Annotated in this window: 12 protein-coding genes and 1 pseudogene; 8 read left to right on the top strand and 5 right to left on the bottom strand. The window is 73.7% G+C overall.

What is annotated here, in order from left to right; translation table 11 throughout:
* Nucleotides 1-96: 96 nt before the first annotated feature.
* Nucleotides 97-1,434 carry an aminotransferase class III-fold pyridoxal phosphate-dependent enzyme gene (locus ACZ6KO_RS27450; RefSeq protein WP_469306695.1) on the bottom strand — a complete coding sequence of 446 codons (1,338 nt, stop codon included), beginning with the start codon at nucleotides 1,432-1,434 and terminating at the stop codon, nucleotides 97-99.
* 134 nt (nucleotides 1,435-1,568) lie between these two features.
* On the opposite strand from ACZ6KO_RS27450, the gene ACZ6KO_RS27445 reads away from it, so the two are divergent.
* The 3 genes and pseudogenes from ACZ6KO_RS27445 to ACZ6KO_RS27435 form a co-directional block, all read left to right on the top strand.
* Entirely contained in the window at nucleotides 1,569-1,922 is a 354-nt protein-coding gene (locus ACZ6KO_RS27445; RefSeq protein WP_469306694.1) for a PRC-barrel domain containing protein, read from the top strand.
* A 17-nt stretch (nucleotides 1,923-1,939) separates the two neighbouring features.
* A complete protein-coding gene (locus ACZ6KO_RS27440) occupies nucleotides 1,940-2,392 on the top strand; it encodes an STAS domain-containing protein (RefSeq protein ID WP_469306693.1) in 453 nt (150 codons plus the stop codon).
* 404 nt (nucleotides 2,393-2,796) lie between these two features.
* A pseudogene (locus tag ACZ6KO_RS27435) lies at nucleotides 2,797-2,949 on the top strand (ATP-binding protein); the annotation flags it as partial.
* Between the two features lie 79 nt (nucleotides 2,950-3,028).
* Here the strand turns inward: ACZ6KO_RS27435 and ACZ6KO_RS27430 are convergent.
* Nucleotides 3,029-4,072 carry a SigB/SigF/SigG family RNA polymerase sigma factor gene (locus ACZ6KO_RS27430; RefSeq protein ID WP_469306692.1) on the bottom strand — a complete coding sequence of 348 codons (1,044 nt, stop codon included), beginning with the start codon at nucleotides 4,070-4,072 and terminating at the stop codon, nucleotides 3,029-3,031.
* Nucleotides 4,073-4,364: 292 nt separating this feature from the next.
* Here ACZ6KO_RS27430 and ACZ6KO_RS27425 point away from each other — a divergent pair, with 292 nt between their 5' ends.
* The 3 genes from ACZ6KO_RS27425 to ACZ6KO_RS27415 all read left to right on the top strand — a co-directional run bounded on the left by ACZ6KO_RS27425 (nucleotide 4,365) and on the right by ACZ6KO_RS27415 (nucleotide 6,790).
* Nucleotides 4,365-4,754: a VOC family protein gene (locus ACZ6KO_RS27425; RefSeq protein WP_469306691.1), complete on the top strand. Its 390-nt coding sequence runs from the start codon at nucleotides 4,365-4,367 to the stop codon at nucleotides 4,752-4,754.
* A gap of 108 nt (nucleotides 4,755-4,862) precedes the next feature.
* A complete protein-coding gene (locus tag ACZ6KO_RS27420; protein ID WP_469306690.1) occupies nucleotides 4,863-5,690 on the top strand; it encodes a PP2C family protein-serine/threonine phosphatase in 828 nt (275 codons plus the stop codon).
* A 68-nt stretch (nucleotides 5,691-5,758) separates the two neighbouring features.
* Nucleotides 5,759-6,790, top strand: a complete 1,032-nt coding sequence (locus ACZ6KO_RS27415) for an MASE1 domain-containing protein (protein WP_469306689.1) — start codon at nucleotides 5,759-5,761, stop codon at nucleotides 6,788-6,790.
* A gap of 28 nt (nucleotides 6,791-6,818) precedes the next feature.
* Here ACZ6KO_RS27415 and ACZ6KO_RS27410 read toward each other — a convergent pair whose 3' ends face one another.
* Nucleotides 6,819-7,445 carry a TetR/AcrR family transcriptional regulator gene (locus ACZ6KO_RS27410; protein WP_469306688.1) on the bottom strand — a complete coding sequence of 209 codons (627 nt, stop codon included), beginning with the start codon at nucleotides 7,443-7,445 and terminating at the stop codon, nucleotides 6,819-6,821.
* A gap of 116 nt (nucleotides 7,446-7,561) precedes the next feature.
* Here ACZ6KO_RS27410 and ACZ6KO_RS27405 point away from each other — a divergent pair, with 116 nt between their 5' ends.
* Together ACZ6KO_RS27405 and ACZ6KO_RS27400 are read left to right on the top strand one after the other, a co-directional pair.
* Entirely contained in the window at nucleotides 7,562-8,497 is a 936-nt protein-coding gene (locus ACZ6KO_RS27405) for an alpha/beta fold hydrolase (RefSeq protein WP_469306687.1), read from the top strand.
* Nucleotides 8,498-8,637: 140 nt separating this feature from the next.
* Entirely contained in the window at nucleotides 8,638-9,231 is a 594-nt protein-coding gene (locus ACZ6KO_RS27400; RefSeq protein ID WP_469306686.1) for a TetR/AcrR family transcriptional regulator, read from the top strand.
* A gap of 121 nt (nucleotides 9,232-9,352) precedes the next feature.
* Here the strand turns inward: ACZ6KO_RS27400 and ACZ6KO_RS27395 are convergent, their stop codons facing one another.
* Nucleotides 9,353-10,624, bottom strand: a complete 1,272-nt coding sequence (locus ACZ6KO_RS27395; RefSeq protein ID WP_469306685.1) for an MFS transporter — start codon at nucleotides 10,622-10,624, stop codon at nucleotides 9,353-9,355.
* Nucleotides 10,624-12,447: a phenylacetate--CoA ligase family protein gene (locus ACZ6KO_RS27390; protein WP_469306684.1), complete on the bottom strand. Its 1,824-nt coding sequence runs from the start codon at nucleotides 12,445-12,447 to the stop codon at nucleotides 10,624-10,626. Before ACZ6KO_RS27390 ends, ACZ6KO_RS27395 begins: the two co-directional genes overlap by 1 nt.
* Nucleotides 12,448-12,489: the final 42 nt, after the last annotated feature.

The following is a 12,489-nucleotide window of genomic DNA, read 5'->3' as shown; positions in this document are numbered from 1 at the left end:
GCTCCTCGGATTGCAGCACGCCCACGGGCCGTCAGGAAGGACACGGATCGTCCGAGACGGCCGTCCCCTTTTTGGGCGACCCTCCATCAGCGCAGGTCAGGCCATGTGCGCATCCGCGACCGACAGGGCGCCGTCGAGGATCTCCAGGCCCCGGGCCACGTCGTCGGCGCCGATGTTGCACGCCGGGGCGACGTGGACGCGGTTGCCGGCCACCAGCGGCCACAGGCCGCCCTTCTTGCAGGCCGCGGCGAAGGCGCCCATGGGGGCCGCGTCCGTGCCCGAGGCGTTGTAGGGCACGAGCGGTTCGCGGGTCTCACGGTCGCGTACGAGCTCCAGGGCCCAGAAGGTGCCCAGGCCCCGGACCTCGCCGACCGAGGGGTGGCGCTCGGCGAGCGCGCGCAGCCCGGGGCCGAGGAGCTGCTCGCCGGTACGGGCGGACTGCTCGACGATGCCCTCCTCGGCCATGGTGGTGAGCGTCGCGACGGAGGCGGCGCAGGCCAGGACGTGCCCGGAGTAGGTCAGTCCGCCCGGGTAGGGGCGGCGGGCGAAGGTCGCGGCGATCTCCGCCGAGATGGCGACGCCGCCGAGCGGCACGTACCCGGAGTTGACGCCCTTGGCGAAGGTCATCAGGTCCGGGACGACCTCCCAGTGGTCGGCGGCGAACCAGCGCCCGGTGCGCCCGAAGCCGACCATGACCTCGTCGAGGATGAGCACGATGCCGTGGCGGTCGCAGATCTCGCGGACGCCGGCGAGGTAGCCGGCCGGCGGCACGAGCACGCCGGGCGCGCCGCCCACCGGCTCCAGGAGCACCGCGGCGACCGACTGCGCGCCCTCGAAGACGATCGTGTCCTCCAGGTGCGCCAGCGCCCGTGCGCACTCCTCGGCCTCGGTGGTGGCGTAGAAGGGCGAGCGGTAGCGGAAGGGCCCCCAGAAGTGGACGACGCCGGCGGTCGCGGAGTCGGTGCCGAAGCGCCGCGGGTCGCCGGTGAGGTTGAGCGCGGTGGTGGTGGCGCCGTGGTACGAGCGGTACGCGGAGAGGACCTTGGGACGGCCGGTGTGCAGCCGGGCCATCCGGACGGCGTTCTCGACGGCCTCGGCGCCGCCGTTGGTGAAGAAGATCTTGTCGAGGTCGCCCGGCGTCCGCTCCGCGATCAGCCGGGCGGCCTCGGAACGCACGTCGACGGCGAACCCGGGGGCCACGGTGCACATCGTCGCCGCCTGCTCCTGGATCGCGGCGACGACCTTCGGGTGCTGGTAGCCGATGTTGGTGTAGACGAGGGCGCTGGAGAAGTCGAGGTAGCGGTTCCCGTCGTAGTCCCAGAAGTACGACCCCTCCGCGCCGGCGACGGCGAGCGGGTCGATGAGCTCCTGCGCGGACCAGGAGTGGAACACGTGCTTGCGGTCAGCGTCCTTGACGGCGTCTCGTGCGTTCATGGATCGAGGGTAATTGTCCATGATTCGGACTGCAATTTCCGGATGCTGGAATCTTGGGAGGGAGGGGCGGTGGAGCCGGTGATTGATCGCCCGGTGCGTGGGTAGGTGCCGCGCAGAGACAGTGGGAGGCTGCCGTGGGTACCGAGATGTGGGCTTATGCCAAGAGCAGCGGCCATGTCGCGGGGGTGGAGCTCACCGGTTTCAAGGTGGTGGCGCGCGACGGGCACGTGGGGAAGATCGACAAACACTCCGCCGACGTGGGCCGTTCGTACATCGTCGTGGACACCGGGCACTGGTTCATGGGGCGCCACGTCCTGGTACCGGCGGGCGTGGTGACGTACGTGGACCTCGACGAGGAGACCGTGCACGTCGCCGTGACCAAGGCCGACATCAAGGCCGGCCCGGACTTCGAGCGCGGACAGCATGAGGACGACGTGGCCCACATCCGGCTGATCGAGCAGTACTACGCCGTCAACCGGCACATGTGAGCCCGGAGGGAGGGACCATGGCCCGGCGCTTCTCCGTCGAGGCGACCGCCGTGGACGGCGGCACCGTCCTCGCCCTGGCCGGTGAGCTCGACCACGACACGGCGGCGCCGCTGCGCGAGGCGCTGGCGGCCGCCCTGGACGGGGCGGGCGCAGGGAACCGGCTGGTGGTGGACTGCGCGCGGCTGCGGTTCTGCGACTCGACCGGACTGAACGTGCTGCTGCGGGCCCGGCTGCAGGCCGAGGAGGCCGGCGGCCGCCTGGAGCTGTCGGGGCTGCGCCAGCCGGTGGCGCGGATGTTCCACCTCACCGGCGCCGCGGGGGTCTTCCGGGTCCACGCCGACCTGGCCGACGCCCTGGCCGCGAGCGGTGCGCCGAGCGGTCCGAGCGGCCCCAGTGCCCCCGGCGGCCCGAGCGGCCGCTCCGGGCCGGCCGGCCCGGAGCGGCACGCGGGGGGCGGTGGCGCGCCGTGACCGAACAGACGCGCCGCCTCATCCTGGGCGGCGGCACCCCGGGCGTGGTCACCCGCTGCCGGGACTTCACCCGCCAGGCCCTGGTGGACTGGGGCTGGGTCGGCCCGGAACCGCAGGAGGACCTGTGGGCCACCGCCGGCGGGCGCGGCCCGGGACGCGGGTACGGGTACGCGTACGCGCCCGACGCGGGCCGTCCCCACCACGCGGCCGGCCGCACCGACGCGGCCGAGGGCCGGGGCGGGCCGGACGGGTCGGGCTGGCAGGACGGGCCGGGCGTGCCGGGCGGGCAGGACGGGCCGGGCGTGCCGGGCGTGCCGGGCGGTTTCGACCGCGCCGCCGCCGACCGCGCCGAGGCCGCCGAGGACGTGCTGCTGCTGGTCTCCGAGCTGGTGACCAACGCCTGCATGCATGCCGGCGGTCCCAGGGAACTGGTCCTGCGCCACACCGCCGAGCGGCTGCGGGTGGAGGTCAGCGACGGGAGCCCGGTCGAGCCCCGTCGCCGTCCGATCCTCGATCCCGCCCTGCCGGGCGGTCACGGTCTGACCGTGCTGGAGCGGCTCGCCCGCCGCTGGGGTTCGGTGCCCTCCACGAGCGCGTGGGGCGGCAAGACGGTGTGGCTGGAGGTGGCCTCGCCGCTCACCGCGGATCCGTGGCGTCCGGCTGCGGCTGCGACACCGGCTGCGACACCGGCTGCGGCTCCCGCTGGGGGTGCGGCTCCGGCTCCGGCTCCGGATCCGCCAGCAGCCCGGTCCGCAGCGTCGTCAGAGTCCGGGTGAGCAGCCGCGACACGTGCATCTGCGACAGGCCCAGCCGGTCGCCGATCTCCGACTGCGTCAGCTCCTGGCCGAAGCGCAGGGAGAGCAGGGTGCGCTCGCGCTCGGAGAGCTCGGCCAGCAGCGGCTTGAGGGACTCCAGGCACTCGATGCGGTCGTAGGCGGCCTCGTCCTCGCCGAGCGCGGGCCGGCTGCCGTACGCGTCGCCGTCCTCCTGCGCCGGGGCGTCCAGGGACCGGGTGGAATAGGCGTGCGCGGCCTTGCGGCCCTCGGCCAGCTCCTCCTCGTCGACGCCCAGGCGTTCGGCGAGCTCGCCGTCGGTGGGGGTGCGGCCGAGGTCCTGTTCCAGCGCGTCGTTCGCCTTGGCGGTGTCCAGGCGCAGTTCCTGGAGCCGGCGGGGGACCTTCACGGCCCAGCTGGTGTCACGGAAGAAACGTTTGATCTCACCCGTGATGGTGGGCATCGCGAAGGAGGTGAACTCCACTCCGCGGTCCGCGTCGAACCGGTTGATGGCCTTGATCAGGCCCACCGTGCCGACCTGGACGATGTCCTCCATCGGCTCGCTGCGGTTGCGGAACCGGCGGGCCGCGAACTTGACCAGGCTGAGGTTGAGCTCGACGAGCGTGTTGCGTACGTACGAGTACTCGGCGCTGCCCTCGTCCAGGGCCTGCAGCCGGTGGAACAGGGCCACCGAGAGCGTGCGGGCCTCGCCCGTGCTGACGCCCAGCGGGTCCTCGGGGATCTCCGGGAGCCCGGTGAGGTCCGGGGTTCCCGGGCTCTCCGTCCGAGGGTGCGGTGTGTGGCTCCGTGGTGCGTGGCTCCGTCGTGCGTCCGGGGCCGCCGCGGCCGGGTCGGCCACGGGGTCCGTATGGTCGAAGTGGTCGGGGGTGTGCGCGATGGGGTCCATGCTTCGTCCTCCGACGGTGCTGGTGCTTCGCGGCGGATGCAGCCTGGCCGTCGTGAGCCATGTCCTGTGTTGGTATACCCGGCGGGCGCCTCGCGTATCCCTCGGGCCCGCGCGCCCGGCCGCCGGGTCGTGGCGGCCCGCGGGAGGGACCTGGTCCGGCGGCCCTGGACGGGGGCCGGATGCGGGGTGTGCCCGCCTCGCCATCGTCGCCCCCGGCGCGGCGGCCCGCCACCCCGCGCGGCGCCCCGAAACCCGATGGAAGATCATCGGATCGCTGGCCATAGTGACGCCCATGGCATCCCTTGTGCATCACGTGACCATCGACTGCGCCGACACCTACCGGCTCGCCACCTTCTGGGCCGCGGTGCTGAACAGCAAGATCGCCGACGACGACTTCCCCGGTGACCCCGAGGCCCTGGTCGAGACGGAGGGCGTGTCGATCCTGTTCATAGCCGTCCCCGACACCAAGTCGGTCAAGAACCGGATCCACTTCGACATCCAGCCCACCGACCGCACCCGTGACGAGGAGGTCGAGCGCCTGCTCGCCCTCGGCGCCACCGTGGTCGGCGACCACCGCCGTCCCGACGGCGCCGGCTGGGTCACCCTCGCCGACATCGAGGGCAACGAGTTCTGCGTCGAGCGCAGCGCCGCCGAGCGGGCCGTGGCCACGCCCACGGCCTGAGGCCTCAGGCCTGAGGCCGCGGGCCGCGTGCCGCCCGGCCGCTGACGCCGGGCGGCACGCGGCCCGCGGAAATACGATGGGGAAAACGGACGTCCATCGGAGCGGTCCATGACCCCGCGTCGTCCCCCGCGGTCGAGCGCCGACGACCTGCTGACCATGCTCGGGCGGCTCACCGCCCAGGCGCGGGAGGGGGCCGAGCTGCACACGGCCCGCGTGGAGCTGGCCCAGGCCCTGCAGCGCGAGATGCTGCCGGCCACCCTGCCCGCCGTACCGGGCCTGCGGACCGCGGCCCGGTACGCGCCGGCCCGGCGCGGGCTGGACATAGGCGGCGACTGGTACGACGGGTTCGCCCTGCCCGACGGGGCGCTGGCCTTCTCCATCGGCGACGTCCAGGGCCACGACGTCGAGGCGGCGGCGTTCATGGGCCAGATCCGGATCGCCCTGCGGGCGGTGGCCGCGGCCGCCGCCGACCCGGGGCAGGTCCTCGGCCGGGCCAACGACCTGCTGCTGTCGGTGGGCCGCGACCTCTTCGCCACCTGCGGCTTCTTCCGGTTCGATCCGAAGACCTGGGTCCTGGAGGCGGCCCGGGCCGGGCACGTCCCGGCGGTCTGGGCCACGGTCGACGGCGCGTACGGCGTCGCCGAGGACGAGGGCGGCATCCCGCTGGGCATGCTGCCCGGCTCGGCGTACCCGGTGACCCGCCACCCGCTGACGCACGCGGGAGCCTGGGTGCTGCTGACCGACGGTGTGGTGGAGGGCCCGTCGTTCCCGATCGAGGTGGGGCTGGCCCACGTGGCCCGGGTGGTCCGGGACGGCGCGGGCGCCGACCCCGGGGACCTGGCCGCCGAGGTGATGAAGGTGGCCGACTCCACCGGCCACGCCGACGACGCCGCGGTCCTGGTCCTGCGCCACGAGGCGGCCGCGCCGTCGCCGTGACGACCGGACACCCCTGACCGGGCGTGTCACGCTCCGCGGCGGGGCGGCGGGCGGTGTCTCATACGGTGATGGGCACCGAGCAGGGGCGGGGGGAGCCGGAACAGGGCCGAGGGCAGAACCGGGGACAGGGCCGAGGGCAGAACCGGCGACAGGGCCCGTGGCGTGGCCGGGGCGCCGGCGCCACGCTCCTCCAGATCCTCGCCGTCACCGTCGTCTACTACGCCGGCGCGCGCGTCGGCCTGCTCCAGAGCGTGGTCGTCGACGGGGCGCAGGTCACCCCGCTGTGGCCGCCCACGGGCATCGCCGTGGCCGCCCTGCTCCGGCTCGGCGTCGGCGTCTGGCCGGGCATCGCGGCGGGAACGGCCCTGGTCATCGCGTCGATCAGCAGCCTCGACGCGTCCGCCCTGGGCATCCTCGCGGGCAACACCCTCGCCCCGCTGTGCGCGTACGCGATGCTCCGGCGCGCGGACTTCCGTACCGAGCTGGACCGGCTGCGCGACGCGCTGGCCCTGGTCTTCCTCGGCGGGCTGCTGCCCATGCTGGTCAGCGCGACCGCCGGCAGCGGGACGCTGGTGCTCACCGGCGCCCTGCCGGCGGCCAACTTCTGGCCGGTGTGGTCCGCCTGGTGGGCCGGCGACGCGATGGGCGTCCTGGTCCTGACCCCGCTGCTGCTGGCCCTGCGCCGGCCCCGGCTCCCCGTGGACCCGTTGCGTGCGGTCGAGGCGGCCGTCCTCCTGATCACCGCCACCGTGGTCACCCTGGCGACCACCCGGAGCACGCTGTCCCTGCTCTTCCTGGTCTTCCCGCTGATCATCTGGGCGGCCGTGCGCTTCCAGCTCGCCGGCGCCGCGCCGTGCGTGCTGATCATCTCGGTCCTGTCGATCTCGGCGGCCACCGAGGGCGCCGGCCCCTTCGCGAACCGCACCCTCTTCGAGGTCATGGTCATTCTCCAGGCCCTCAACGGCAGCGCGGCCCTGACCGCCCTGCTGCTGTCCGCCATGGTCACCGAGCAGAACAACATCCGCGTGAGGATCGAACAGGCGTGCGAAAGCCTGGCCGAGGTGGTGACCGCCCTCCAGGCGGGCCGCCCGAAGGGCTAGGGCCGGAGGGCTGGGGCCGCCTGAGGGTTCAGGGTGTGTCCGTCGGGCGTGGGCGCGGCGTGAAGACGCGGTCCAGGTGGTGGCGCAGGACCGCGGTGGCCGCGTCCGGGGTGCGCTGGCCCACCAGGATGCTGGTGCCGAGGGTCGCCGCCATGGCCAGCAGGCTGATCGCCTCCGTGCGCGCGTCGGCGTCCGGGTCGGCCCGTCCGGCCTCCTGGGCCGACGCGATCAGGCCGGCCAGGGCGTCCTCGGCGGCGTCGGGGTTGTCGATGAAGGGCTGGGCGGCCAGGGCCTCGTCGGTCACGGACAGGATCGCGTACGAGCTGTAGAGCAGGTGGAAGGTCCGGCTCTCCTCGTCGGTGGGCAGGGACGCCAGGATCAGCGCCTCCGCGGTCGCGCGCGGGCCCGGGTCCGGGCCCGCGGCGCTCAGCCGGGCGGCGACGCGGGCGGTGAAGCGGGCGGTCAGGTGCTGGAGTCCGTAGAGGAGCAGCTTCTCCTTGGTCTCGAAGTAGTACTGCACGAGCCGCAGCGATACGCCGGCCTCGGCCGCCACGTCGCGCATGCCGACCGCGTGCAGTCCGCGCCGTCCGGCGACGCGCACGAGCGCGTCGGCGATCTGGGTGCGCCGTTCTTCGTGGTCCACGCGTTTCGGCATGTCTTCGTGGTCTCCGCCCGTCGGTGGGGATGCGTCGCTGGATTTTCATGGTACCGCCGTACCATTGTCGTGGTACGGTCGTATCACGAAGATCAGGTTCTCCCAGGAGGTGCCCCGTGACCGACTCCACGACCCGTGCCCGCCGCGACATCGGCCGCTACGTCGACGACACCCTGCGCGACCGGTACTTCGCCGCCTGCGACGTGCTGTTCGCGAAGGGCGCGCCCCTGCGCTCCGAGACCGACGTGGAGACGAGCTTCGGCACCACGCACGTCTACCGGTACGGCCCCGCCGACCCCGCCGCCGAGTCCCGTACGCCGGTGGTCCTGATCCACGGCTCCGGCGGCTGTTCCGCGATGTGGTACCCCAACACCGGCGCGCTCAGCGCCGACCGCCCGGTCTACGCCTTCGACACCCCCGGCGACCCCGGCCGCAGCGTCCATCGCGAGCCGATGTGGCAGCCCGAGCGCGCCGCCCAGTGGCTCGACGAGACCCTCGACGCCCTCGGCCTCGACAAGGTGCACCTGGTCGGGTCCTCGTACGGCGGCTGGCTGGTCATCAACATGGTGCACCGCCGCCCCGGCCGGCTCGCCTCCGTCACCGCCCTCGACCCGGGCGGCCTGGAGAAGGTGGGGCTGCGGTTCTTCGTATGGATCTTCGCGAGCCTGTTCGCCACGTACGCGCCCAAGGCGCTGCGCCCGCGGCTCGCCTCCTGGCTGGAGCAGCCCGTGATCGTCGTTCCCGAACTGCGCGCCTGGATCCAGGCGGGCGTGCGCGCCTTCCGGATCCGCCGGCCCGCCCCGCTGCCGCTGTCGGACGCCGAACTGGGCACGATCCGTACGCCGTTCTACCTGATCATGGGCAAGCGGAGCCTGCTGGTGCACCCGAAGCGGCAGCTGGAGCGGGTGCCCCGGGTGATCCCCGGCGCCCGCGCGGAGATCGTCGCCGCTACCGGCCACGGCCCGCAGATCGACCACCCCGACCTGGTCAACGCCCGGATGCTCAGCTTCATGGAGGACGTCGACTCGCTCGCGCCGAGCGCCCGCGCGTAGGTCGTCCAGCGGGCCCCCGGCCAGGGCCGGACGGCCCGGGCCGGGTCTGGCATCATGACCGGAAGGACCGAAACGGAACCTTCCTCCGCGAGTGCGCCGGACACTGTTCCGTCCGGCGCGGCCCACGGAAGGAGTGCGCGGTGAACGACGGCGAGACCCCGCAGGCCGGCGCGGCCGGATCCCGGCGCAAGGACGTCCGGCGCAACCAGCAGGCCCTGCTGGACGCGGCCGCGGCGGCCTTCGTCGCCTCGGGGGTGGACGCACCGGTACGTGACATCGCGGCCAGGGCCGGGGTCGGGGTGGGCACGGTCTACCGGCACTTCCCGGCCCGGGCGGACCTCGTCATCGCCGTCTACCGCCATCAGCTCGACGCCTGCGCCGAGGCCGGCCCGGCCCTGCTGGCGAGCAGTCCGACACCGCACGCCGCGCTGGAGCGGTGGGTCGGCCTCTTCGTCGACTTCCTGGTGACCAAGCACGGCCTGGCGGCCGCGATGCGGTCGGACAGCGCGGGCTTCGAGACGCTCCACGCCTCCTTCCTCGACCGGCTGGTGCCGGTGTGCACCGAGCTGCTCGACGCCGCCGTCGCCGCGGACGAGATCGCCTGCGACCTCACCGCGTACCAGCTCATGCGCGGCATCGGGAACCTCTGCATCGGCGCCGAGAGCGACCCCGGCTACGACGCCCGCCGCCTGGTGGCCCTGCTGGTCGCCGGCCTGCGCAGTCGGCCGCAGTGACCCGTCCCCGCTGACCCGTCCCCGCTGACCGTCCCCACGGCGGCAGCACATCGGCAGCACGTCGGCAGCACGGCGGGCCCGGGTCACCGACCCGGGCCCGCCGCGTGTCCCGGCGTACGGCTCACCCCGCCGCCACCGGCTCCGCGGGCCGGACCTCCGGGAGTACGGAGCCCCCCGACCCCGACGCCCGTGGCCGGTACCCGCGAGCCACCACCGCCCCGCCCACCGCGAAGAGCGCCATCGCCGCCGCGACGCTCCAGAAGCCGGCCCCGAGCGAGGCCGTGGCGAACTGCCCCACGACCGGCATGAGGGCCGCGGTGCCCAGGCCGATGGCGAGCAGCCGCAGCGAGGCCATCTTGGCCTTGTCGCCCTCCGCCGCGTGCTGCTGGAGCGAAGTCAGCAGCCAGGTGAGGCTGTTGAGGTTGGCGAACCCCGCCAGGAAGAAGGCGAGGAAGTGCACCGCGGCCGTCCCGCTCATGGCCAGCAGGGCGGCCGCCACGGCCTGGCCGAACAGCCACACCGGCAGCAGGCGCTGCGAGACGAGGTACCGGGTCAGGAACGAGGCGCTGATCATCCCGACCGCGAACGTGGCCTCCAGCGCCGCCACGTACCAGCCCCGGCCGCCGTGGAACTCGGCGGTCAGGGGGATGACCAGGGTGCTCAGGCCCTGGGCGAAGACGAAGTCGCCGCCGCACAGGACGATCATGAGGAAGACGGTCCGGTCGCCCCGGTAGCGGACCAGCATCCGCCGCCACTCGCCCACCGTGCCCGTCACGGCCCGCGTCAGCAGGCGTGCGGACAGCGGCGGGTTGCCCTCGTCCGCCGTCAGGCGGATCCGGCTCACCGCGAGGGCGCAGGCCAGCGACATCAGGATGTCGATCATCAGGGCCTGCTCCGCGGTGCCCCAGGTCAGGATCAGTCCGAGGAGCGCCATCCCGCTCAGCGCGCCGGCCTGGAAGGCCACGCCGATCAGGCTGTTGAACCGGGTGGCGTGCTCCTGGTCCACGTGGTGCGCGGTCAGCTTGAACAGCGCCGACCGCTCGACGTTGTCGAAGACGGCGAGCAGCGCGGACGCCGCCACGATCCAGGGCACGGCTGCGGTGCCCGGCAGCAGGGCCGCGACACCCACGATCAGCGCGACGGTGCCGGCCCGGCCCAGCCCGCACAACGCGTACACCCACTTGGAGTTGAGGGCGTCCACCAGCGGACCGCACACCGGCAGGACGCACAGGGCCGCCACGCCCTGGAGGGTCAGGACGAACGCGAAGGCGGCCGGGCTGCCGGTACGGCCGTACAGCAACTGCCCCATGGCCAGGGTGTGGATGCCGACGCCGACGCTGGAGAGGGTGATCGCCCCCAGCATGGTGCGCGCGACCCGGTCGTGTCCGAGCATCACAGCACCCCGTCCAGCCGGCGGTCGATGACGTTCTTGACCTTGCCGCTGACCGGATTGCGCGGCAGCCCGCCCTCCGCGAGGCAGACGATCCGCAGCTCGTACGCGTCCAGCGCGGCGTCGAAGTCCTGGTAGCCGCCCAGCACCGGGAACTCCTTGACCAGCAGCTCGCGCACGGCCTCGGGGTCCGGCGGGCAGGGCGCCTCGGTGCGGACCGTCAGGATCTCCCGGCTGCCCTCGGTGGCGACCTCGATCTGGAGCTGCGAGACCTCGAAGGCGGCGAGGACGTCGAAGACCTCCCCGTACAGAACCGTTTCGCCCTTGAAGCGGACCAGCCCGTCGGAGCGGCCCAGGTACTCCAGCACCCGCCCCGACACCCCGCACGCGCACACGTACTCGTACGTGCGGCCCATGTCGCCGATGCGGTAGCGGATCAGCGGGCCCTCGAACTTCTGCAGGCCCGTGACCAGCAGCTCACCGGCGGTCCCGGGCGCGACGGGCCGGCCGGCCTCGTCCACGACCTCGATGAGGTTGTAGTCGTCGTTGACGTGGTGCACGGTCCCGCCGAGGAAGGCGCACTGGTAGCCGAGCTGCGCGCCGTCGTTCGCCGCGAGGATGCTGGACACCACCCGGGCCCCCAGCTCCTGGCGCAGCCAGGTCTTGTCGGTCTCGGTCATCGGGGTGCCGCCGTAGATCACCTTCTCGATCCGCAGCCCGGGGCGGCGCTTCTTGGCGTCGCGCAGCAGCGGCAGGATGAGGGCCGGCATGCCGAGGACCACGTTGGCGCCGAAGCTCCCGGTGAGCATCAGCAGATCGTCGACGGTCACGAACTGCGCGGTCGCGTACGACTCGACGGGCATCCGGGACAGCTCGCTGAAGGTCGTGGTCAGCCCGCCGTACATGCCGCCGCCGAAGAGCGTGTTGACGATGCGGTCGCCCGGCTCGATCCCCAGCGCGTACAGCATGGGGACGGCCTCGCGGACCATGTTCTCCCAGTCGGAGCGCGAGTAGACGATGTAGCGCGGCTCGCCGCTGGTCGCGCCCGAGCGCAGCACCTCCCCGGTGGCCCGGTCCCCGCTGCTCAGGTCGCGGCTCGCGGGCAGCGAGTGCGCCTCCAGCGCCGACTTCTCCAGGACGGGGAGCCGCGTGGGGTCGGCGTCCCGCGTCACGTCGGGCAGCTCCCGGTAGTACGGGGTGCGCCGGGCGCGCGCGACGAGGTAGCGCAGGCGGGCCGCGAGCCGTTCCGCGCGGTGGTCGTCGTCCTCGCCGCGGATGTGGGCCAGGGAGACGCCCGGCAGGTGCCGGCGGCGCAGCAGCCCGTGCGCCCACGCGGCCTGGCAGTCGAGGGCGAGGTCCGCGCCGGCGGGCAGCTCGGGGACCTCCAGCGGTTCCACGGGCGCGTCGGCGCCGGGCCCGGTCACCCGGCCCGTCGGCAGCGGGACACCGGCGCCCCGCAGCGCCGTCATGACCTGCTCCCACAGCTCGCCCCGCGCCGACCGTACGGTGACCCGGTTGCCCAGGGCCCACGCGAGCAGCAGACCGCGCAGGGTCGCCTCGGCGCGCAGGTCGTCGAGGACGACGGTGCCCACCGGGCTCAGCTCCAGGACCTCGTCGCTGTCGGTCAGCGGCTGCCAGGGGAACTGGCAGACGCCGCCGAGCAGCCGGTCCAGCCCCTCGAAGAGCCGCCCGCTGTCGAACCGGCGCGGCGGGTCGGCGACGCCGGCCTGCCGCAACGCGGCGTCGAGCGGGGCGAGGGCGCCGGACGCGAGGGCGCGCTCGACGTGCTCGACGGCCAGCAGGAGGTCGGTGGGGTAGTGCCTCATGATCATGTCCTCGTCATAGGTAGGGGGTGGCTGCCGTCCGTC

Source organism: Streptomyces sp. NPDC042102 (assembly GCF_055582305.1).
This window is presented reverse-complemented; position numbering and strand designations above follow the sequence as displayed.